Here is a 22,972-nt window from a genome sequence, read left to right on the forward strand (position 1 = left end):
TTATATCCTCATTAAACCTCCTCTGACCGATGAAAAGAGTCATTTTACAGGAAGATTGGAAAGAAAGCTGGAAGTATTCTTATCCGTATGATTTATTAGAAGTATATGGCGAATCGAAGAAAAACTTTGGCTATAGATACGCCTATGAGAACCGTAGAGATCATGCGCTTGCGCTCATTCAACGTGTAGCCAAAAAGGGGGATAAAATTTTAGACGTTGCGGCCGCACAGGGTAACTTCTCCCTGAAGTTGGCCGAAATGGGTTATGAGGTAACCTGGAATGACATTCGGGCTGAATTAGCTGATTATGTACGGATGAAGCATGAATTCGGGGCGATAGATTACAAAGTAGGCAACGTATTTGATGTTAAGTTCGACCATCTTTTTGATGTAGTTCTGGCCACAGAAATTATTGAACACGTAGCCCATCCAGACGAGTTCATGCATAAGCTTTCAAAGCTGATTAAGCCAGATGGATACATTGTTATTTCAACGCCTTTAGGGTCGTATTTTAAAAATAGCCTTCCTAAATTTACCACGTTCGAAGACGCCAGTGTGTTTGAATCAAAGCAATTCGGCCCCAATTCGGATGGGCATATTTTTTTGCTTCACCTCGATGAAATTAGAACGCTTGCCGAACGGGCTGGTTTAGAGGTTGTCGCAGTGAGTTATTATAACAACCCGCTAACCAGTGGTCATATAAAGTTAGAAAAAGTGTTAGCCGTATTACCCAAAAAGCTGGTTTTTACTGTTGAAAAACTCACCCAAAAATTACCGTTATTTATAGGTGAAAAAATTCATACTAATTTTTGCGTACTTCTGAAACCACGCAGTTCCTGAACGGACGGGCAACAGTCTCCTCACGGCTAACCTGACGATCCCTTGCGTTGTAAGAGAAAAATGATAGGTTGGAAAGTATGATTATTTAGACTATCATTGGAATAGAAGAAACAGCATGGGATATAACCCCGTTAAGATCCCAATGAAGAGTTCACTCCACCCAAGCCAGGTGTTTAAGGGTTTGTATTTGGAGCCGCTTGAACGATCAATAACCGATGTTGCCAAAGATTTAGGCGTCACCAGGAAAACGCTGTCCCAATTTACTCATGGCCAATTAGGGGCGCAAAAATCCATGTTGGAAGGTGTTCAAAAAGAAGCCCACAAGCGTAATATTCTTTTATTTGAAGAGGATGTTACGGTCGAGGGCAATTTTCGAATTACACCGCTCCCAAATACCCCAATAATGTTGCACTCACCTGGTAGAGAGTTATCAGTAAGTAAGATAGATATAAAGGCGAATGTTACATGTCGGTCTAGGAATAAGGATTCAGTGGGAGTTGAAGTAAGGGCACATAATGACATTTTAGAAAAAAGAAGGGCGAATTATACACTGTTCAGTTTGATGAAACATCAGAGCCACACTTTTTCTATGAACAGTTCGATGATAAAGGAAAATACTTGAGAACTACGGCCGTTGACAATGGTCAAAGTACTAAGCTCTCATCAGCCTTTGGTATAGATACAAAAACTGGCAAATTCATTCAGACGGCGGAGCCCGCAGAGCTAATAGCTGATTAACACTGTGACAAGTGTGTACGTCGCTTTAGATTTTAAGGCGAAATAAAAAATGATTATAAAATCGTTTCGTATAATTCTCCTGTCGTAATAACACGATTAAAGCCCATTGCTATTAAATGCGTAGTCAAAATTTTATCGCCTGTCCACAACAAAGCCGATTTTTGTAAAGCCAACGCGACAAAGTTTATGTCGTCTGAATCCACGCAACCGTTAAACGGTCGGCTTCCTGCTAGTGTTCTTTTTCAATGATATTTTCGTTGAAAAATTCCATCTGCCTGAAAAAACTGTAAAGTACAATTGCGACCTTATCGGCAGGCTGTTTAGACAGTTGAATAAGCTTGGCTTGATGTCTGAACAATTCTGCCAAAAGGTAGTGGCAACTAATCCGTTCGACACGAGATGATGAACTAAGTAAGATTTCTGTGATTTTGCTATTTGGCGTGATGCAGGCACTGAACAGAATATTTGTATCAACGACAACAATCATGGCAGGAAGCGGGATTTATTCTCTGACCACCATTTTTTATTAACGTCTCTGGCCAGTTCAGCGGCCTGTTCTGCTGTTCCCTGATTTTGAGACGTGATTTCTAATACGTTTATGTAGTCGATAAGCCTTTGAACGGCCTCCATATTAATAGAGCCGTTTGTCTGTATAAGAATGTTTTTGTCTTGTCGTGTGATAACCATGCAGTTTACCCTTTTGTCAAATATACCATATTTTTAGCCGTATAGTCAGAGGAATGCTTAATTTGCCCCCTCTTGATACAATACATACGGTCGTCTATGTAATATCAAGATGGGCAAAAGATTGCCTAAAGAGGCATTATCATGTAAACGACCCTTAATGACTCCGTCTCAAACTCTCAGCTTAACGCGGCCAGTCTGCCAACGGTGGCACGATTTGTTTCGTACTGTTGGCCCCCGATTCGGGAGTTAGCAAAACCGTGAGAGCGGTTTTGGTATTGGCCGGAAGTTTCACCTCAAAACCAACCCGCATGGTTCCCGGATTGGGCGCGTCGTAGTCGTTGGGTGGCTCGGTCGACCAGATTCTCAGCGTCACACTGGCGGGTTCGTTGACCTCTAAACGTAATTTTTTTCCGTCTTTTGTCAGTTCGGCCCGGTGGTTATCCAACAGTTTCACCGAGGCCGGTGTCAGCATCGTCCAGCGGACGACGGTTTCTGTGGGCAGTGTTTCGATTTCATCCCGAACCACCACGTATTGCCTGTTTATCAGCCCAACGCCCCGATTGACCTTCGACACCGCTCCTGTATAAACCTCCGACAGGTCGATGACGGCGTTCATGAAGGAGGGCGAGGCCGATGAGTGGGTTATGGGCGCTTTTCCATCAACCCGCTGCAGCTCATCGTTAAATGTTAAGGTGTTGTGTACGAAGTTATTATACCGAAATACCTGCCAGCGCTGCGACTCCTGCTTCATGTTCCACAGGTCCACTTTTTTCGATTCCAGCGACTCGTAATTCTGCATCCCGAAGTCCATGCCCCACCGAACGCCATCGGCTTCCAGAATAAACGACCCAACATCCATGTGCGCGTGACTCGATGAGGGCGTACCACCTTTTACGGCCACATAAACCGCGTTCGGGTCGGACCAGGACGACCGCATCAGGGCCACGGGCGTTTTTCCCGCGCCCACCCACATGGTCGCTTTCGGCTCCGTCATGCTGGATAATTTGACCCCGTTGCTCCAGAGCAGCGTGGCCGGAAGCAGACGGTTTTTGATGTGTTGCGTTGCGTCATTTGTTGCCAGCCGATCCCGCTCGACCCACAGCAGCGATGGGTCGTTGCGTTTGCCGGCAAACCAGAACATGGCCGGTTGCAGTTCGCCACTAAGTCCCGAATCGGAGTAATTATAGGCCATCCCCGATGGCCCCGTCATGTTCTCCAGGAACCCGGCTGTGCTTAAAAAGCCGGGCTGATTTGATAAGCCAAAATCCTTACCAAACAGTTTGTCCAGCGCGCTAATCAGCATGACGTTGAAACTCGTGCCGTAGCCCCAGTAACTGTAGCCTTCGGGATAGGCCCCGTTCGGGCTGTATTCGCTCATAGGCAGCGCCACCGAGTTGATGGCCCGGTTGATGATGGTTTTCGCCAGGTCGGGCTGATCATCGTAGAGCGCAATGGCTCCGTAGGCCATACCGGCATTGCAAACCTGATTCCAGTTGTTGGTGCTTTTCAGCCAGCCATTGTTAGCGGGCAGCAGCGAAGGCTCGATGCCTTTTTTCAGAATAGCTTCTTTGATAATTGCCCGCGACGGCTCCGATAAGGCCTGATAAAGCCAGTCGTAGCCAATGGACACGGCCATCGTCATTTCGGCCACGTCCAGGAAATGCGTTGGGCTCCAGTCGGTAAAGGCCGATAGGGCCAGTAGCTCTTTTTCGCTCCGTTTGAGGTACTTTTCCTGTTGCGTCATGCGCCAGGCATACGACAGGAAAAACACCCGGCGCAAGCCTTCCCGCGAGGTAGACAACAGCCGTCGCCCGATCTTAATGCGTTCCAGCGGTGCCTCGTTGAGTAGCGCGTCGCATTCGGTTAGGATGGCCTGTTGCAAATTGCCCCAGGTTCGGTCGGCGGCTACGGTGCGCTTAATGGTTTCTTCCTCCCCTTTCAGGAGTAGCAGGCGGGGGTGGTCGGGCAGCTTACCCACTGATGCCAGGTGATCGACCTGTGCCTCCACTGACGATGAGTAGAGGAGAAGAAAAAGAATCAGGAAGTTGACAAGTGAACGGGCAGTGCTCATGAGAAGCGAGTGATTGAATAGTAGGCTGTTCAGAACGGCTGCGGGCCTTTATTCGGCTCACAATCGTTGGGGAAATCCGATAAAAATAGAGAAGGCAAAAAGCCGGTCTGTTTACCCGATATTAACCAGGCCTTTCTATTTAGGCTAAAGAGTGCTTATTTTGCATTGTAAAATTCAGCCATCATGATTCAGGTTATCAACCGGGCGCTCGACCTGCTCGAACAAATCGCCAACGAACCCGAAAAGCCAAAAGCCCTGGGCGATTTAGCCGATGGGCTGAGCTTAAATCATGGCACCTGCGCCAACATTCTAAAGACATTGGTTGCACGCGGGTACGTTGAGCAAATCGGGGCAAAAAAAGGGTATATTCTGGGGTCGCAGTCTTACGGCCTGACGGCGAACGATGCCTATCGGAAAGATTTGCTCGAAGCCGCCCGCGAGGAGATGGATGCCCTGACTCATCTGATTAATGAGAATTGCTTATTAGCCGTACTGAAGGATAATCAGCGCCTTGCCATTTATCGGACTTTTGCCGAGCAGGACCTGCAGGTTCGCACCACCGATACAAAACTGGTGTATGATTCAGCCTCCGGGCGGCTTCTGCTGGCGATGCTGCCGAAAGAAAAAATAGAACGCTTTGTTGGTAAATACGGGCTGCCGCTTGCCGATTCGTGGCCGGAAGTCCAATCGCCAATGCAGCTATACGACGCGCTTGCACTCATGCGCCGGGAAGAGTTGGCCCTGCAAACCATTCCTAACCGGCACGTAGTCGGACTGGCCGTACCGATTTACAAACTGGGCATCGTGGTGGCCAGTTTGAGTATTTATCTGCCCGAATACCGCTATATGGTTCTGGACAAACGGCAGCTTGTCGATTCGCTCCGGCAATGTGCGGCAACGATTAATAAGCGGCTGCTACAGGGGACTTAGGGTGTTGCGTTTACGTATTTTGGCAAGCGTGGGTGTTTCATTGGCCGCATGAATCCAGTTAGTGATAAATTGAATCAGTTTACGGAAGCGGGTGCCCTAATTCACTCCGCTGGCGGCCCTTTGTCTGGAGTTTATCAGGATTCCCGCCGGGATTATTCATTACCGGCAGGGCGAGCTGAAAACCGTCTGGCGGGTGAACAGACCTTTTCTGTTGGTGTATCTGCTGGTTGCCTACGGTTGATGGGTAGAAATGAGCCCGTACTATCCTGCATGAAAAAGGCTTCTGTACTTAATTTTTAGATAGTAATACGAATCCTGTGATTCGACAGGGCATCCGCCCTTTTTTTTATGCCTTTTTCTGAAATCAGAACTATAGTCTGTGTAAAAAATCTATAAAAAATTACGAAATAATTTGGAGTGAACCCATTTTATTGCCTACAATTGTAAGAGAATAAAAATCAATTTTATATTATAAAATTAACCGTTCCTCTGCCCTTATGAAACATACGATTTACACATGGCTTACGGCAGTCCTGTTCATCGGTTTGTGCAGTCTGTCAGGCTCGGCGCAAACCTTAACGGGGAAGGTGATCAGTGCCGACAATAACGCGATTTTGCCGGGCGTGAACGTGTCGGTAGAGGGCACGACTACTGGCACGACGACCAACGCCGACGGCACGTACCGGCTTAACCTGCCTGCGGCAAACAGCACGGTTGTTTTCTCCTACATCGGCTATGCTACGCAGCGTGTCGCAGTCGGCAACCGAAGTCAGATAGACGTTACGCTGGCTGAGGACAACAAATCGCTCAACGAGGTGGTCGTGGTGGGCTACGGCTCAGTCAGAAAAAGCGACCTCACCGGGTCCTTATCGCAGGTGAAAGCGAAAGAACTCACATCGTATCCAACCACCAACGTTGTACAGGCGCTGGCGGGTCGGGCGGCTGGCGTACAGGTCATTCAGAACAACGGCTCACCGGGCGCGGGCGTCAGCGTCCGAATTCGCGGAACGAACTCGATTCAGGGCAGCAATGAGCCTTTATACGTCATCGATGGTTTTCCCTTTTCAGGCAATCCGACATTGCTCAACAATGCCGACGTGCAAAGTATTGAGGTGCTGAAAGATGCCAGCGCCACCGCTATTTACGGCTCTCGTGGCGCGAATGGGGTCGTCCTGATCACCACAAAAAAAGGCAAAGCGGGCCGCACCACGGTCGATTACGAAGGCAGCTACAGCAGTCAGTCGATTCGTAAGAAACTGGACCTGATGAACCCCCGCGAATGGAGCGAGTTTTATAATGAGCAGGCAACAAACGACGGGTTGACCCCTTATTTTACCGCCGATCAGTTAAATCAGTTTTCGGCCCTGGGTAAGGGCACCGACTGGCAGGATGTGGCCTTCCGAACGGCTCTCCTCCACAATCACACCCTAAGCATAAACGGCGGTAACGAGAAAACCCAGTTTTCGGTGGGGGGGAGTTTGTTTAAGCAGGAAGGTATTGTGGTCGGCAGCAATTACGACCGGTATTCACTTCGGGCCAATGTCAACCATGACGTCAGCCCGAAGTTCAGCATCAGCTACAGCGCAAACCTGAGCCGTATCAGTACGTCCCGCAAAAATGGGTCAATCGGCAACCGGGGTAGTGGTCTGCTGACGGCCATTCTGGCTTCACCCCCCACGCTGAGTCCGTATGCTGACGACGGGTCGTACCGGAATATGTCCATTGCCTATCCGTTCCTGTCGAATGTGCTGATTAATCCGCTTAATTTTCTGTATCAGCAGTCCGATATTCTTCGCTCGAACAAAGTGCTGGCCAATACGGCAATCACTTACAAGCCCGTTGCGGGTCTATCGATCCGTATCTCAGGGGGTATCGAAAATTCAGATGATCGCAACGATACGTACACGACCCGGCAATTTGTGAACTCCGCAGGTTCGGCGGGCGTCAGCACGACCCAATACCTTAGCCTGCTGAACGAGAACGTGGCTACCTACCTTAAATCGTTTGGCCACCACACCCTGACCGTGACGGGGGGCTTTACCTACCAGGATTTTTTAACCACGTCCCTAAACGCATCGGGCAGCGGCTTCGTCAGTGACCTCAGCGAGACGTATGACCTGGGTGCTGCTTCGCTGGCCAATACGCCTGGGTCGAGCTATTCAAAAGCAACGCTGCTCTCCTATCTGGGGCGGGTCAACTATAATTTCAACGACCGATACCTGCTCACGGCCAGTTTCCGGGCCGATGGGTCATCGCGCTACAGCGAGGGCGACAAATGGGGGTACTTTCCATCGGCGGCCTTCGCCTGGAAGGTCAAGGAAGAAAATTTCCTGAAGAATGTGTCGTTTCTGTCCGACCTGAAACTGCGGGTTGGGTACGGCGCTACAGGCAGCCAGGCCATTAGTCCCTATGCTACCCTCAATCAACTCGGTTCTGGTAAGACCGTATTCGACGACGCTCTTTTTACGACCTATGCGCCCGGTACGCGGTTGCCCAACAACCTGAAATGGGAAACAACCATTCAAACCGATTTCGGGCTGGACGCGTCGTTCCTCAATAATCGCCTGCGCCTGACCGCCGATTACTACATTAAGCATACCAACGATTTGCTCAATAATGTGCAGTTGCCTTCCTCGCTGGGCTACACCAGCACCATTCGGAACGTGGGCGAAATTGAGAATAAAGGCGTCGAACTCGGCCTGGACGCAACCATCCTGCCCGAATTGAAGCCCGGTGGTTTTCGCTGGGACGTGTCGGCCAATATAGCCTTTAACCGCAACAAAGTCCTTAAACTATACGGTGGACAGGATATTTACGGCACGGCTTTCTTCGTGGGACCCCTCAACGATTTCGTCAACCTGCTGCGGGAAGGCCAGCCGCTCGGTATCTTCTATGGCTATCAGGAAAATGGCTACAACGAAAAGGGCAACATCACCTACAAAGACCTGAACGGCGACGGGGTCATCAATACCAAAGATAAAACGTACCTCGGCAACCCGAATCCGAAGTATATTTTTGGGGTCAATTCAAACATGTCGTTCAGGGGCTTTGAGCTAACCGCTTTTATCCAGGGTTCGCAGGGTAACGACATCTTCAACCTGAGCAAAAACCAGAGTATCGACCTGAACTTTGGTATGAACCAGCTTCGCGAGCAGTACCTCGACCACTGGACCAAAGCGAACCCAAATCCAAACGCGAAATACCCCATCATTTCCCGAACCTTATCAGGAAATATTTCCAATCGCTTCGTTGAAGACGGCTCGTATGTGCGGCTGAAAAATATTCAGTTGGCCTATAACCTGCCCGTGAGCAGTTTTGGCCTGGGCTGGCTACGCAACGCCCAGATTTACGTAAGCGGCCAGAACCTGCTGACACTGACGAAGTACTCGTGGTATGACCCCGAAATAAATACCTACGGCTCCGGCAATTCGATTAACCAGGGCATTGATCATTACAGCTATCCAACGGCCAAAACCGTAACGGTTGGGGTACGGGTAGGGCTTTAATCCATTCGTTCTTAACGCAGTCAATCCATGAAAAAGATACTTCTTTTTGTACCGCTGCTGGCTCTGTTGTCCTGTCAGAAAGAGTTGATCGAAGCGCCCAAGTCGCTGGCGGCCGAGCAGTTTTATAACACAGCCTCTGAAGTGGAAGCGGCTACCAACGCCATTTACGGCGCCCTGCGTTTTGATAACGCAATGGGTAGCCTATACCCCATTCAGCAGGAAACCTACTCCGAACTGATCTACGGGCGGGGCAGCTACGGGCCACTCAACGACCATACCGGCCTCGACAACACAAACGTCACCCGCGTGGGGCAGATGTGGGACCAGTTTTACCTGACGATTCGCAACGCTAACCTGGTGATTCAGAACGCGCCGACCGGGAAAGCCATCAGCCCCGCCGACGTGGCCCGGTTTGTGGGCGAAGCCAGATTTCTGCGGGCCTTCACCTACTTTCACTTAGTCAGAAACTGGGGAGCCGTGCCGCTTCGGACAGAGAAGAACATGACCGAGCCGAATATTACCCGCGCGCCCGTCGATCAGGTGTACCAACAGATTCAGGACGATTTGACCTTCGCCGAGGCCAACCTGCCCGACAAAGCCGCTCAGTCAGGGCGACCCACCAAATGGTCGGCTAAAACGCTGCTGGCCGATGTATACCTGCAACTGGCGAAATACGCCGAAGCCGCCACCAAAACCGATGAGGTGATTAAGTCGGGTAAGTATTCGCTGCTTCAGGTGAAAAGTTCCGAGGATTTTCTGGGGCTATACGGGGCCGACGTGGTCACGACACCCGAAGAAGTCTGGTATCTGAAGTTTTCGCGGCCCAGCAATCAGGGGTGGGTGATGGTGATGTTCGCTCATCACCCCGGCGCGAAGTATCATGGGGCAGGCGGGTTTTTTGGGCATTACTACGACCCAACGACCAACAAGAGCATTGCGGCCTGGGACGACAAGGATTTGCGAAAACCGTATAACCTCTATAATTGGGACATCGGCTTGGGAAAGACCACGTACCTAAACCGCAAGTACCGCGACCCGCTGGCCACCAACCAGAATCAGGCCGCCAACGACTACCCGGTTTATCGCTATGCCGACGTGTTAATGATGTATGCCGAAGCCGCCAGCCGCGTAGCCAACGGCCCAACAGCGGCAGCCATCGACGCGCTGAATCAGGTGCATCGGCGGGCCTACGGACTCCCATCCGGCACGGCATCGAGTGTCGATTTCAAAGCGGCAGATTTCACAAATCAGCAGGCATTTATGGATGTGCTGATTCGGGAGCGTGGCTGGGAAACCATGTACGAAGCCAAACGCTGGCTCGAACTCAAACGGCTCGGCATCGCGAAGCAGTACATCAAAGCGGCTGAAGGCAAGGACGTAGCCGACAAGTTCCTGCTGTGGCCCATTCCTGTTTCCGAACTCAACTACAACACGGCCCTGGACGCGACCAAGGACCAGAATCCAGGGTATTAAGGAATTGCGGATTTCTGGATTGCGGATTTCGGATTTTTTGACCGGCATCGTAGACCTCAATCCGAAATTATTATAGCGGGGCGGCCTGTGCCGTTGGTTCGGGGTCAGATAGCCGACCTGGTTGGCTACCTGATTTTTTGAATCGTGATACACTGGATTTAGGCCGAAAAGCAGTATGAGATACGTTGATACGTTGCTGATTATCTTTTGTTCAGGCAGTCTTTTGGGGGCTGCTTACACCTTCCCGGAACCGGATACGAGCAGGACATCCAACGAGTCAATTGTTCTGAAAACGCCCAACCTTGTGGCGTTCTGGGATTTCAGGGAACCGGAAAGTCAGGCTCGAAAGGCGCGTGGCAAAGCCGAATTTACCCTTCAGGAAGAGAGTGGCACATTGCCTCGAATCAACGAAGGCCCTTTGTCTGGTTATTCAGCGTTGTTCACAACGGATGCCTATCTGTCGATGCCCCATTCCGAAACGGGGAAACTGAACATTTTTGGCAAGAATCAAGCAGTAACGGTGGTCGCCTATGTCAAATGGAAAGGTACGCAACCGGGATTTGTGGGCGGGATGTGGAACGAGTATCGGGACGGGGGTAAACGTCAGTACGGTTTGTTTGTGTCGCTACCCCATTACAATGGCCGCAATCAGGTTTGCGGCCATATCTCCCAAACCGGAAAACCGACACCGCCGTTTCCGTATTCTATCGATTATTCGGCGAGTAAACAAACCGTTCCGCCCAATGAATGGGTTTGCGTCGCTTTTTCATACGATGGCACGTATATAAAATCCTACGTCAATGGGGTATTTGCGGCTCGTGAACCTGAATTGATCGATCACACCGTTGGATTCGAGGGGTATCCCAATGGGCTGACTCAATCCAAAAACCCGTATTATTTCCCAAACGGCATCGGCAATAACGGCTCCGATTTTACGGTTGGAGCCGTACTTCTCAAGGCTGGCATGGGCAATCGGTTCAGGGGGCAGATTGGTGGGTTAGCCGTTTTCGACCGCGCCCTGACGAACAACGAAATGCTCGCTTTAGCTAAACCGGTGTTGGCGTTACGAAAAAACTGATTTATGCGTAAACTCCTCGTTACTCCGTCCCCGTTGCTGTGTCCTCACAGCAACCTGTCCGGCAGCCCAACCTCGGCTGACGCGCAGGTTGCTGTGAGGACACAGCAACGGGCCGACGCTCGGTTAGGAGTGGTCGGCCTTCTCGTCCTTCAACTCACCACCGCCCTGGCCCAACCACCCCGATACGACTCGCTCTGGCAGGATTCGGCTGTAGAGACACGTATTCAGCAGGGCATCGAAACCCACCGCAAAGGCGATTTTACGCTCACCCTCGCCGATAAGCAGGGCAAGCCGATTCGGAACGCGACGGTAGAAATTCAGCAGGTGCGGCACGAGTTCCAGTTTGGAGCCAATATCTTCATGCTGAACGGTTTCAAAACCGAAGCCGAAAACCGCAAATACGAGGACGTTTTCAAGTTGCTGTTCAATACGGCCTGTGTTCCGTTTTACTGGAAAACGCTGGAGCCGGAACCGGGCAAAGTGCGATTCGCGGCCAACAGCACACCCATTTACCGCCGTCCCCCGCCGGATGCAGTCATTGAGTTTTGTAAGAAAAACGGCCTGACGCCGAAAGGCCACACGCTCGTCTGGGACCACCCGATTCACGCCGTTCCCGACTGGCTACCGACCGATACGACGGAAATAAAGCGACTCATTTCGCAGCGCACGAAGCAAATTGCCGAACGCTATGGGAACGATGTGCAAACCTGGGACGTGGTGAATGAAGTACTACAGAGCCACCTCCAAATTCCGTTGCCGCGCAATTATGCCCTATTTGCGTTTCAGGAAGCCCAAAAACAGTTCCCGGCTAACACAAAGCTGTTTATCAACGAAGTAACGACCTCCTCGTGGCAGAACTACCGGAAAGAATACAGTCCATACTACCTGCTCATCGAGAACCTGAAAGCAAAAGGCGCACGCATCGGCGGCATTGGCCTACAGTTCCATTTCTTCAACGAACAACTGCATGAAGACGTCGCCAATGGTAAAGCGATGACCCCAACCGATTTATACCGTGCGCTGGATTTATACGGGCAGTTCGGCGTTCCGCTGCACGTTTCCGAAATCACCCTACCGACCTTGCCCTACAACCAGACGGGCCTCGAACGGCAGGCGACCATGACCCGGAATTTCTACCGGCTCTGGTTCAGCCATCCGGCAGTTGGAGCCATCATCTGGTGGAACGTGGCCGACGGTACGGCGGTGGCGGGTGAAGACAAATGGAACGGCGGCCTGGTTAATGGCGACTTCTCGCCGAAACCGTCGTACACCGTTCTGAATGAGCTAATTAACAACGAATGGAAAACCAAGCTTACCCTTCAGCCGAAGGACACAGCACCCGTTCAATTCCGGGGGTTTTATGGGGACTACATCGTGCGGGTGAAGCAGGGAAAGAAGGTACTGGAGCAACGGGTGCAGTTTTTGAAGAATGGAAAAAATGAAACGCGAATTATACTTTAAAATAACCCCCAACCCCCTGAAGGGGGCTAAACCCTCCGGATCAAAAGCCCCCTTCAGGGGGTTGGGGGTAAACCAACTATGAAAATTATTGACCTCCGCACCCGCTGCGTCGCCATTCCGCTCAACGCCCAACTACGCCACAACACCGGGGTGCATCCGGGCTATTTCCTGCGTACCATTCTCGAACTCATTACCGACGAGGGCATTATCGGGCTGGGCGAAGTGGGCGGGGGCGATCAGCGCGGGGCCTTGCAGAAACTTAAATCGCGCATCGTGGGCGAAGACCCGTTTCACCTCGAAGTGATCAAAATGAAGGTGTTGCGGAGTATTTATTACCTGTCCAACGCCCGGTTGTATGCCGCCATCGAAATGGCCTGCCTCGACATTCAGGGCAAAATCCTGAACCGCCCGCTCAGCGATTTGCTGGGTGGGCGCGTCCGCGACGAAGTGCCGTTTATTGCCTACCTCTTCTGGCGGTACGACCGGCCCGGCGGTGGTAACGACGAAACCGCCGAAGACCTCGCCGATTACTGCGAAGAACTGCACGAAACGCTCGGCGTGAACGCTATGAAACTGAAAGCGGGCGTAATGGCTCCTAAAGAAGAAGTGCGCGTACTGGAACTCTGCCGCGACCGACTCGGCGATGATTTCGGGCTGCGAATCGACCCGAACGGCCTGTGGTCGGTGGCGACGGCGGTGCAGATGGGCCACCGGATGGAAGACCTGCACCCGGAGTATTTTGAAGACCCGGCCTGGGGGCTGGAAGGCAACGCGTCCGTTCGGAAACAGGTCCGCATTCCGATTGCGACGAACATGTATCCGGCCAAATTCGATGACCTCGGCCCGGCCATCCGACTCGGTGCGGTAGACATCGTGCTGACCGATATTCACTACTGGGAAGGACCGCGTGGTGTTAAAGACCTCGTGGCCGTTTGCAACACCTTCAACCTGGGCGTGGCCATGCACTCCGGGGCCGAGTTTGGTATTGAATTAGCCGCCATGATTCATACCGCGTCGACCATTCCGACGATGACCTTCGCTGGGGATGCTCACTACCATTACCTCACCGACGACATTATCGAGGGCGGACTGATGACCTACGAAAATGGGTGCATCAACGTCCCGACCGGACCAGGTTTGGGCGTATCGCTGGACGAAGACAAGATGAAGCATTACGAGAAATACTACGAAGAAAAAGGCGATTACTACGCCCGTTTCCACCAGGACCCCTACCGGCCCGACTGGTACCCGACGGTGGGCGGCATTTGATCACTACTCCGACAAAATCATGAAACGAATTCTTGCCTTATCTTTTTTGCTTTTGGTCAGTCTACACAGCTATAGTCAGCAACCGGCTCTGTCGTTGTCGATGACTGACCATGTGGTTGATTTGACCAAATTGAACTGGAGTTTTGTCGCTTACGAGCCGAAACAAACACCTGCCTACACTGATGTAAACAGCCGGAACGACTGGCAATTCATTATGGTCGGGCAACGCTGGGAGTTTCTTGGGCATCCCGAACTGATTGATAAAACGGTCTGGATGAAACTAAAATTTCGGGTGTCGGCTCCGTTGAAAGGCTACAAAATTGGTTTCTTCGCCAGCATGATTGACGACGAAGGGACGGTTTATCTCAACGGCAACCCGGTGGGAAAATTCAAATACCTCACGGGTGGCAAGGTTCCGCATCCGGTCGATGTCGATTTAACCCCGGCTCTGCGATGGGATGGCGAAAACGAGTTGATGGTCGAAATTCGGGATGTGGTCAGGCAGCGCATGGGCGGCATTATTGGCAGCGCCTGTTTGTACAAAACGCTGGCCAATACCCTCACCGAAAACGGGGGCATTCAGCTAACGAATCCGACCGATGAGCCATTGGCTGTGCTGTTGCATCAGGGCGATGTGCGGTTAGTAAAAGGCGGTCAGCAAACCTTCGACCGGCAAACGCTGGCGATTCTGCACACGCCACCGTCTATTCTGCGTGCTGATGAGCTAATCATCGTGGCACCCGCCAAAAACATTCCCGCCAAGAAATACCTGACGGTCAACCTCGACAATATCAATCCAACAACCGTTACGGAGCCGTTGAGCATCACGGTCGGGGCCTTACCGACGACTGTCAACCAGTATGCCCAACTTACCATACCGATTGACGTAAACGGCACCTTCACCAACCCCTTCGACCCCAAACAAATTACCGTTCAGGCCATTATCGAAACGCCATCGGGCAAAATCGAGAAGGTAGCCGCCTTCTTTGGGCAGGATTTTGAACCGGTGAGTCCGGGGCCGGAGCAGGAAATTCTATTGCCCATCAAAGGCAATCCCTGGAAACTCTACTACCGGCCCCGCGAAACCGGCGTGCATAAAGTAGAACTGTTCGCTCAGGACCGTAGCGGTTTGCAACGGGCAGTGGCGGGGAGTTTTGAGTCTGTCGCGTCGACCGCACGCGGCTACCTCCGCAAAAGTACGGTTGAACCCCGGCTCTTTGAATTTGACAACGGCGAACCCTACTACGGACGCGGGCCGAGCGGCTGGTTTCGGGGCAGCCGGTTCCTGTTCGGGGGCAATATCCGCTGGGTACCGTATAAAATGCTGGACGAATATTACGCCCGTAAACAGGCAAACGGTAGCAATTTCGAGTATTTAGCGACCTTCCACTTCGGAACCCTTTATATCAAGGATGGCTTTGTCGATCAGCAAGTTGCCTGGAAAATGGAGCAGTCGCTGCGGAGTATGGAACGGCACGGATTATACTGGATTGTGTTCCACGATGGGGTTTTGCGGTCGTTCCAGAACGGTTTCGAGACGCTGCCCTATTCAACCGCGCAGGGCGGCCCCTGCCACGACATCAATGAAGTTTACACTCATCCGGTGGCCCTGGAGATGCAGAAAAATGAACTCCGCTACATGGTGAGCCGGATGGCCGACAGCCCGTCGCTCTGGATGTGGAACTGTGGCGACGAAAGTCAGCCCGGCACCAAACTCTCGAAGGTGATGGTGCGCGACTGGCTCAAAGAACTGCACGGATACATCCGCCAGACCGACATCTATGGTCATTCGCATTCCATCGGCGAGTACGAAAACGCGGTGCTGAACGGGGGCGACGTGGTGTTGCTCGGCGACTGGTACTATCACAACGACAACCGGGGCGACGAGTACGACCAGCTTTGCAACGGTGAGAAAAGCAAGGACAACGTTGGCTATAACCTCTGTTTGCAGGAAAAATTCAGGGACTGGAAAGTGCCGGTCGTCAACATCGAGGGCGGCATTTGCCAGTACGATTATCTGGCGGGCTGGCTGAGTGGCGAAAAATACAAAAAGCAGTTTCCCGAAGCCATTGATTTTCATCAGCATTTATGGGTAAGCCTGTTCACAAAAATGGCCGCTGGTGGCACCGAATGGCTCAATCAGGTCGTGGATGACATGAAAGAACTCTATCATGCGAAAGCCGTGGAAAATTACATTCAGGGCGAACCCCTGACCCGAACGTTTCATGAGGTAATTACGCCGACTGTGTCGGATAAAGGCCTGCGGAGCTTTGGCCTGCAAACCAACGCCAAAACGCTGGTCTGGGTTGATAATCAGTTTTATACCTGGTACAACATCGGCGTGGAACGGAAAGCACCGATTGCCGTCAAAAAAGCTACGTTACAGGTGCCGGTGAAGCGGGCGGGTGTATATCAGGTAGAAATCTGGGATACGCGCAAGGGTGAAATTACGAAGAAAACACCCGTGAAATCCAACGGTTCGGTAGTGAACGTGGCTCTGCCGGATATAGATAAAGATTTAGCGTTGAAACTCATTTATCAGGCTCAGTAAAATGCTACGACCCGCTTTAGACCTATTCTTTCCGCCCACCGACGAGCAACTGACTTTCGCCAAACAGATTGGCGTGGACGACATTGTCCTGTTTGCCACGAGCCTCGAAAGCTGGTCCGAATTGTCGTTCAAAAACCTGACTTCTATCCGCAACCGGGTCGAAGATGCCGGGCTTCGGCTGTTTTCCATCGAGACCGTCCCCGCTCACTTCTACGACCAGATTATCCTCGGCAAGTCCGGCAAAACCGAGCAGCTACGCGCCTATCAGGAAGCCGTCGATAATATGGGACGGGCTGGTGTTCAGCACCATAGCTATAACTGGATGCCGACCGGCGTTTGGCGCACGACCTACAGCTACCGGCTGCGGGGTGGAGCCAAAGGCATTGCTTTCGACCAGAAAGACATCGACAACGCCCCCTTCAGTTTCGACCGGGCCTACGAAGAGGCCGAGTTTTGGGAGTATTATGAAGACTTCATTACCGAACTATTGCCCGTAGCCGAAGCGGCTAATATCAAGCTATCGGTCCACCCAAACGACCCGCCCATTGATAGCATCGGTGGGGTGCCGCAGTTGTTTCGCAGCAAAGCCGCCTTCGACCGGGCGATGGCAATCAAACCGTCTGACAATCACGGGCTAACGTTCTGTCTCGGTGGCTGGTCGGCGATGGGTTTTGGGGAAACGATGGCCGATGTCATTCGAGAGTACGGGCCGCAGGGAAAACTGCATTACGTACATTTTCAGTCGCACAACGGCGTGCCGCCGTTCTTCTCCGAAAACTTCGTCGAACTGGCTGATTATAGCCCATTTGCGGTGGTGAAGGCGTTGCACGACGTTGGTTTCGACGGGGTGATGATTCCGGGCCACGTACCGCAACTGATTGGCGATTCGGAATGGCGCAATACCTACACCGTGACCGATACTGAACGCAGCCCGGCCCGTTACACCCACCCGATGGGCGGTCACCGCTCGCGGGCCTACACGATTGGGTTTATGAAAGGATTAATATCGGCACTAAACACATGAAAACCCTACGCGGCATCACCTGGAACCACACGCGCGGCTATGCGCCATTGGCCGTTACGTCGAAGGTCTGGAACGATTTCCACCCCGACGTGACGATTGACTGGCACATTCGTTCGCTGAAGTCCTTCGGTGAAGACGGATTGGACAGTTTGGCCCGGCAGTACGATTTGCTGCTCATCGACCATCCGTTTATGGGCGCGGTGGCCCGGTCGGGGCTGTTCCTGCCGTTCGATGATTATCTGTCAGCGAATGAGTTAGCGGTTTTGCGGGGCCAAAGCGCGGGCGCGTCGTTCGCAAGTTACGAGTACAATGGGCACGTCTGGGCACTGGCGGTCGATGCGGCCACGCAGGTATCGGTGGCTCGTGCGGACTGGTTTGAACAGGAAAATCAAGCGGTGCCGCAAAGTTGGGATGAGGTGGTTGAACTGGCCAAAGAGACCGGCAAAGTGGCGATGCCAATGGCGCCAATGGGTTTGTTATGCGGATTTTATTCGCTGTACGCCAATCAGTTCGAGCAGCCATTTACATACGAGGAGAAATGGGCGATAGACGAAGAAAAAGCCGTTTTTGTCCTGAATCAACTCCGGGATTTGTACCGCGAAATCGGCCCCGACGCCCTACAATACTATCCTGTTCCGCTGCTGAACCGCATGGCCCAAACCAATGAGCTAATTTATATGCCTATCACATTCGGCTACGCCAATTATGGCATGGCAGGTTACGCTCAATATAAACTCACCTTCGGCCCGTTGCCCGGTTCCCGGCCGGATGGAGCCACGCTGGGGGGTGTCGGCATCGCCATCTCGTCGCAGACCGAACACCGCGAAACAGCCCTGAACTACGCGCACTGGATTGCCGGAGCCGATTGTCAGTCAACACTTTACGCACTGAGTGGTGGTCAGCCCGCCAACCGCATCGCCTGGGAAAGTCCGTTGCTGAGCCAACTCACGAACAATTTTTATGACAATACCCGCACTTCACTTGATAAGGGTTTCATGCGGCCCCGCTTCGATGGCTACCACGAATTTCAGAGCGAAGCCGCCCGGTTGTTACAACAGTATTTGATGGACGATGGCCAGCCTGAAACAGTGTTTAGGCAATGGAAAACAACCTATAAAAACGCTGGTGCCGGTACGCCGGAGCGGCCAGCCCGACCGATACCATGCGATTAGCGACTAAGAAAGCCCTCGTCACCGGAGCCTCGCGGGGTATCGGTAAAGCCATTGCCCTGCGGCTGGCGCAGGAGGGCTGTGCGGTAGTGATTCATTACCACGAAAACCGCGAAGAGGCTGAAGTCGTTGCCCAAACCATTCGCCAAAATGGTGGAACCGCGCACCTCCTGCAAGCCGACCTCACCGATGTGCAACAGGCAATTCGGCTGGGTGAGCAGGCGTGGGAAATAGCCGGTGGGCTGGACAGTCTGATTAACAACGCCGGCATTTCCTACAAACAGCACTTTCTGGACATAACCGAAGCTGATTTTGAAGCCTTTACGTCCGTGAATTTCAGAAGCACCACGTTCCTGACGCAGACCGTTGCCCGGAAGATGGCGGAGACCGGCACCGAAGGCAGTATCTACACCATTACCTCGGTGAACGGCATCCGGCCCGGTCTAGGTCTGACGATGTACGGAGCCACCAAAGGCGCACTGGAAACGCTGATGCGCGGGGTGGCGATGGAACTGGCTCCGCATAACATCAAGGTCAATACGCTCGCTCTGGGTGCTATCGACACCGATATGACCGCCCCTGTCCGGGGAAATCCTGAGTTGCTGAAGACTGTCAATGAGGGAATACCGATGGGTCGTTTTGGCCAACCCGACGAAATAGCGGCCGTCGTTGTGGATTTGGTGGTGTCGGGCAGTTACCTGACCGGGGCTTCAATTACAATTGATGGGGGATTGCTGCTCATGCGGGGTTATGGAAAACCAACCAAATACGAAAAATAGCCATGCTGAAATACTACCTCTATAGCCTGCTTATACTCTGGCCGGGATTGCCCGTGCTGGCCGGGAAGCCAGTGGAGCCGGACGTTTACCAGACATTGCGGGAGCGATTTAATGCGCTCACGTTAACTGCCTTCAATCAGTCCATCCCGCTGGATTCGACGCTGCTGACGCTCCGGCCGGATGGAAGCTGGCCCGATATTGCCTATGCCGAACAGTCGCCCAGCCGGTGGGCAGCCGCTACCCATTGGGACCGGATTGAGCAGTTGACCCAGGCATACCGCACGGTTGGTCATCCGTTTTATAACCGGCCCGATGTGAGCACCAAAGCGCTGGCAGCAATCGGCTGGTGGAATCAGCAGAAGCCCGTCTGTCGCAATTACTGGTGGAACGCCATCGGTATTCCGCTGAAAATGGGCGAAGCATTATTGTTGCTGGGAAAGGAGTTACCTGATAACCAACGAACTGCTGGTATTGCGCTGATGAAAGTAGGCGTGAAACCGGATTTTTATGATTACCACGGGCCTGCAACAGGCCAGAATCAGGTTTGGCTCGCAACAATTCACGCGATGGCAGCTATACTTGAGAAAGATGAAGCGGGCCTGAAACGCGCATTTTCGGCCATTTGGGCCGAAATTAAAGTAACCACTGCGGAGGGGATTCAACCCGATAATAGTTTCCACCAGCACCGCGCCCAACTGTATTCGGGTGGTTACGGATTAGGTTTCACCCGGAATATTGCCCAGGTCATTAAGCTAACGCAGGCTACCCCTTACCAGATTCCGGCGGAGAAGCAGGCTGTTTTTGATGCCTACGTTCTGGAGGGGCAACAGTGGATGATTCGGGGACGACCTGGGGCCGCGTTCGGCCGGGCCGCGTTCGGCTTCGATTATAGTGCGGTTGGCCGCGAAATCGTCCGACCAGCTTCGGTCAATACGATGGCTACCGGAGCGGGCCGACTCAGCGGCTTAGGGAAACTACTGGCTGAGTTGTCCGGTCCGCGCCAACCAGAATATCAGATGCTGGCGAATCGGCTGGCGGGCCAACCGGGACCTCCCCTGTTGGGCAACCGGCACTTCTGGCGGTCTGATTTCATGACTCACCACCGGGCGGGTTATTATACGTCCGTCAAGATGACCTCTAACCGGATTTTGTCAGGCGAGTCGGGGAATGGCGAAAACGGGAAAGGCTACTACTTAGGGCACGGCGTTCAGTTTATTTACCGTACTGGTGAGGAGTACACCGACATTTTTCCGGTCTGGAACTGGCGACGACTGCCGGGTACGCTCCTTGAACAATCCCCGCAACCACTGCCCTTGTTCAACTGGGGTGAAGGGTCAACCGGAACCACTGGTTTTGTCGGGGGAGTATCAGACGGCACCTACGGGCTGGCGGCTTCAGACTACAAACACGGCCAGGTTTCGGCTCGTAAAGCCTGGTTTCATTTCGACAACGAAATCGTTTGCCTGGGCACCGGCATTTCCTGCACGAGTGATTATCCGCTTTATCAGACGCTGAACCAATGTCTGTTAACAGGCGATGTCTGGGCCTCCACCGGATCTGAACAAACTCGTGAACTGATTAAAGGAGCGCAGGTTCTACCGCAAACACACTGGATCTGGCACGACTCGGTGGCCTATGTTTTTCCCGGCAACCCAACCGTTCACCTGCGTACCGATGCACAGACCGGTGCCTGGCGGGACATCAACAACAGCCCGTTTTATTCAGCCAAACCGCTATCGATTGATGTCTTCAACCTGTGGCTGGATTTGGGAAAACAGGCCCGGAATCAGACGTATCAGTATCTCATCCGACCCGGTGTTTCGGCAAAGGACATGAGCCAGTATAAAAATCCGGTGGTCGTGTTGCGGAATGATAGCACACTACAGGCCGTGCGGCATGTGGGACTGAATGCAACGCAGGCCGTTTTCTATCAGCCCGGTACGCTCGATGATGGCAATGGGCTTCGGCTCCAGACTGATAAGTCCGTGCTGTTAATGGCTCAGCGTCAGGCAAACGGTGACCTCGCCCTGACGCTGTCAAACCCAAAAAACGAAGCCTTGCAGGTGCAGGTGACAATCAATAAGCACTTGATGTGCGACGCCTGTGTCTGGTCCGAGAAAAGCGGGACGACTACTGTTTCGGTTGAGTTGCCGTCGGGCGAGCAGGCGGGTCGGAGTGTGACTAACTCGTTGAAAGGTAAATAGTTGCTGTGGATTCAATAATTTTCCATTCCCCGTTGCTGTGTCCTCACAGCAACCTCCTCGGTAGGTAAGCGCAGGCTGACGCATAGGTTGCTGTGAGGACACAGCAACGGGATGAGAAACCACAAGCTCAACAGAAACCATAGAAACCACAGAATCAAACCTGAACCGATAAGAATGAAACTTTCCTTCCTCTTTTTTGGCAATACCCCCGACGAAAAATGGGTGCTGGCGCGGCAGATGGGCATTCAATACGCCATCGCCAAACTCGCCCCAGAGTTGACCCGTGACGACGGACCGGGCCAACTGGCCATCTGGAACTTCGACTCGTTCCAAAAAACGCACGATGTTTTCGCCGAAAATGGCTTTCAACTGATGGGTTTAGAGGGCGATCAGTTCGATATGACACGGATTAAACTCGGCTTGCCGGGCCGCGACGAAGACCTTGACCGCTACCGGCAGATGCTCGAAAACATGGGTCGGCTGGGCGTGAAACTACTCTGCTACAACTTTATGGCAACGGGCTGGTATCGCACCCACAAAGACCTGCCCGAACGCGCCGGAGCACTCGTGACCGGCTTCGATTACGAAACGGCCCGACAACAGCCCATGACGCAATACGGCGAAGTGCCCGCCGAAAAAATCTGGGAAAACTACGCGGAGTTTCTCGAAAACGTGCTGCCCACTGCCGAACGGGCGGGCGTTCAGATGGCCCTGCACCCCGACGACCCACCGGTGCCGTTGCTGCACGGGATTGGCCGGATTTTTATCAATGCCGATGCCACCCGAAAGGCTTTATCGCTTTCCGATAGTCCAGCGCATGGGCTGACGTTCTGCCAGGGAACCTACACGACGATGGGCGAGGACATTCCGGCCCTGATTGACGAGTGGAAAGACCGGATTCGGTTCGTTCATATCCGTGACGTAGTCGGTACGCCCAACCACTTCCGCGAAACCTTCCACGACAACGGCCCCTCCGACATGGTAGCGGCTTTTCGGGCGTATCACGATGCGGGCTTTGCCGGACCAATTCGCTCCGACCACGTCCCGACGATGGCGGGCGAAACCAATCAGGCGCTCGGCTACGAAATGAAAGGCAATCTGTTTGGCATCGGCTACATGAAAGGCATCATGGACGCACTGACCATCCCGACAGTTGGACGACAAAACGCATTCATACGCTCACTAACATAACT

Annotated in this window: 18 protein-coding genes; 14 read left to right on the forward strand and 4 right to left on the reverse strand. The window is 52.6% G+C overall.

What is annotated here, in order from left to right; translation table 11 throughout:
- Positions 1-29 precede the first annotated feature (29 nt).
- Both ACYVI1_RS06655 and ACYVI1_RS06660 read left to right on the forward strand, forming a co-directional pair.
- Positions 30-839, forward strand: coding sequence for a class I SAM-dependent methyltransferase (locus tag ACYVI1_RS06655; protein ID WP_460908054.1), 810 nt, complete (start codon positions 30-32; stop codon positions 837-839).
- 142 nt (positions 840-981) lie between these two features.
- The gene (locus ACYVI1_RS06660; protein WP_460908056.1) at positions 982-1,461 is read left to right on the forward strand and encodes a helix-turn-helix transcriptional regulator; all 480 of its coding nucleotides are present in this window, start codon (positions 982-984) and stop codon (positions 1,459-1,461) included.
- Positions 1,462-1,630: 169 nt separating this feature from the next.
- Here the strand turns inward: ACYVI1_RS06660 and ACYVI1_RS06665 are convergent, their stop codons facing one another.
- The 4 genes from ACYVI1_RS06665 to ACYVI1_RS06680 form a co-directional block, all read right to left on the reverse strand.
- Positions 1,631-1,780 carry a PIN domain-containing protein gene (locus ACYVI1_RS06665; protein WP_460908058.1) on the reverse strand — a complete coding sequence of 50 codons (150 nt, stop codon included), beginning with the start codon at positions 1,778-1,780 and terminating at the stop codon, positions 1,631-1,633.
- Positions 1,781-1,806: 26 nt separating this feature from the next.
- Complete coding sequence (locus ACYVI1_RS06670; RefSeq protein WP_460908060.1) at positions 1,807-2,064, reverse strand: PIN domain-containing protein; 258 nt, start codon at positions 2,062-2,064, stop codon at positions 1,807-1,809.
- The gene (locus tag ACYVI1_RS06675; RefSeq protein ID WP_460908062.1) at positions 2,061-2,264 is read right to left on the reverse strand and encodes a hypothetical protein; all 204 of its coding nucleotides are present in this window, start codon (positions 2,262-2,264) and stop codon (positions 2,061-2,063) included. Before ACYVI1_RS06675 ends, ACYVI1_RS06670 begins: the two co-directional genes overlap by 4 nt.
- A gap of 181 nt (positions 2,265-2,445) precedes the next feature.
- Positions 2,446-4,335: a heparinase II/III domain-containing protein gene (locus ACYVI1_RS06680; RefSeq protein WP_460908064.1), complete on the reverse strand. Its 1,890-nt coding sequence runs from the start codon at positions 4,333-4,335 to the stop codon at positions 2,446-2,448.
- A gap of 183 nt (positions 4,336-4,518) precedes the next feature.
- Here ACYVI1_RS06680 and ACYVI1_RS06685 point away from each other — a divergent pair, with 183 nt between their 5' ends.
- From ACYVI1_RS06685 to ACYVI1_RS06740, 12 genes are all read left to right on the forward strand, one after another.
- Positions 4,519-5,265, forward strand: coding sequence for an IclR family transcriptional regulator (locus ACYVI1_RS06685; protein ID WP_460908066.1), 747 nt, complete (start codon positions 4,519-4,521; stop codon positions 5,263-5,265).
- Between the two features lie 497 nt (positions 5,266-5,762).
- Positions 5,763-8,771, forward strand: a complete 3,009-nt coding sequence (locus ACYVI1_RS06690) for a SusC/RagA family TonB-linked outer membrane protein (protein ID WP_460908068.1) — start codon at positions 5,763-5,765, stop codon at positions 8,769-8,771.
- Positions 8,772-8,798: 27 nt separating this feature from the next.
- On the forward strand, positions 8,799-10,244 hold the full coding sequence (locus ACYVI1_RS06695; RefSeq protein WP_460908070.1) for a RagB/SusD family nutrient uptake outer membrane protein: 1,446 nt from the start codon (positions 8,799-8,801) through the stop codon (positions 10,242-10,244).
- Positions 10,245-10,419: 175 nt separating this feature from the next.
- Positions 10,420-11,322, forward strand: coding sequence for a LamG-like jellyroll fold domain-containing protein (locus tag ACYVI1_RS06700; RefSeq protein ID WP_460908072.1), 903 nt, complete (start codon positions 10,420-10,422; stop codon positions 11,320-11,322).
- A gap of 3 nt (positions 11,323-11,325) precedes the next feature.
- Positions 11,326-12,783, forward strand: a complete 1,458-nt coding sequence (locus ACYVI1_RS06705) for an endo-1,4-beta-xylanase (protein WP_460908074.1) — start codon at positions 11,326-11,328, stop codon at positions 12,781-12,783.
- Between the two features lie 78 nt (positions 12,784-12,861).
- A complete protein-coding gene (locus ACYVI1_RS06710) occupies positions 12,862-14,052 on the forward strand; it encodes an enolase C-terminal domain-like protein (RefSeq protein ID WP_460908076.1) in 1,191 nt (396 codons plus the stop codon).
- A gap of 19 nt (positions 14,053-14,071) precedes the next feature.
- Positions 14,072-16,603, forward strand: a complete 2,532-nt coding sequence (locus ACYVI1_RS06715) for a hypothetical protein (RefSeq protein WP_460908078.1) — start codon at positions 14,072-14,074, stop codon at positions 16,601-16,603.
- Position 16,604: 1 nt separating this feature from the next.
- The gene (locus ACYVI1_RS06720; RefSeq protein WP_460908080.1) at positions 16,605-17,627 is read left to right on the forward strand and encodes a mannonate dehydratase; all 1,023 of its coding nucleotides are present in this window, start codon (positions 16,605-16,607) and stop codon (positions 17,625-17,627) included.
- Positions 17,624-18,799, forward strand: coding sequence for an ABC transporter substrate-binding protein (locus ACYVI1_RS06725; RefSeq protein ID WP_460908082.1), 1,176 nt, complete (start codon positions 17,624-17,626; stop codon positions 18,797-18,799). The genes ACYVI1_RS06720 and ACYVI1_RS06725 overlap by 4 nt, the downstream gene beginning before the upstream one ends.
- Positions 18,790-19,575 (forward strand): SDR family NAD(P)-dependent oxidoreductase, encoded by a 786-nt coding sequence (locus tag ACYVI1_RS06730; protein WP_460908084.1) that lies wholly within the window; start codon positions 18,790-18,792, stop codon positions 19,573-19,575. The genes ACYVI1_RS06725 and ACYVI1_RS06730 overlap by 10 nt, the downstream gene beginning before the upstream one ends.
- Positions 19,576-19,577: 2 nt before the next feature.
- Positions 19,578-21,779, forward strand: coding sequence for a polysaccharide lyase 8 family protein (locus ACYVI1_RS06735; protein WP_460908086.1), 2,202 nt, complete (start codon positions 19,578-19,580; stop codon positions 21,777-21,779).
- A 174-nt stretch (positions 21,780-21,953) separates the two neighbouring features.
- A complete protein-coding gene (locus ACYVI1_RS06740) occupies positions 21,954-22,970 on the forward strand; it encodes a mannonate dehydratase (RefSeq protein ID WP_460908088.1) in 1,017 nt (338 codons plus the stop codon).
- Positions 22,971-22,972: the final 2 nt, after the last annotated feature.

The organism is Spirosoma areae (assembly GCF_054781775.1).